Origin of the sequence: Streptomyces sp. SID12501 (assembly GCF_010550245.1) — a bacterium.
Taxonomy (GTDB): Bacteria; Actinomycetota; Actinomycetes; order Streptomycetales; family Streptomycetaceae; genus Streptomyces.
In genome coordinates this window covers 1-422 of sequence record NZ_JAAGLU010000780.1, presented here as the reverse complement: position 1 = coordinate 422, position 422 = coordinate 1, and the positions used below count along the sequence as shown (strand labels likewise).

Below are 422 nucleotides of genomic sequence, written 5' to 3'. Positions count from 1 at the left end.
GCCCGGCGGTGAATCCCGCCCGGACCGTGCTCCCGCCCAGCGGTGAAGCCGACCCGGGGCAGGTCCTGGGGCGCCCCGAGCCCCCGGACATGCGGCGACCGCGGTGGCATCCCCTCCGCGCCACCGCGGTCGTCCCCCGCTCCCCCCGTCGGTCCGGAGCCTCAGGCTCCCTCGGACCCCGCGTGGTTGTCCTGGGTTGTGATCTTGCCCGCGGCCTCGGAGCCGGCGTGGTTGTCCAGGGGCGTGATCTTGGGCTTGCCCGTGCCGGGGGTCCCGGCGTGGTTGTCTTGGGTGGTGATCTCTTCGTCCTTCTCGGCGTCGCTCATGCTCGTCTCCCGTTGTGTAGCGTTTCTCAAGTCGGCGGACGCCCGTTCGACAACTCCCCCGGGGTCGTCGAACGGGCCTTCCAGGGTCGTTCACCT

General features: G+C 71.8%; 1 protein-coding gene. It reads right to left on the bottom strand.

Annotation, left to right across the window (positions count from 1 at the left end):
* Positions 1-161: 161 nt before the first annotated feature.
* Entirely contained in the window at positions 162-326 is a 165-nt protein-coding gene (locus G3I71_RS48430) for a sigma-like protein (RefSeq protein ID WP_164325352.1), read from the bottom strand.
* Positions 327-422: the final 96 nt, after the last annotated feature.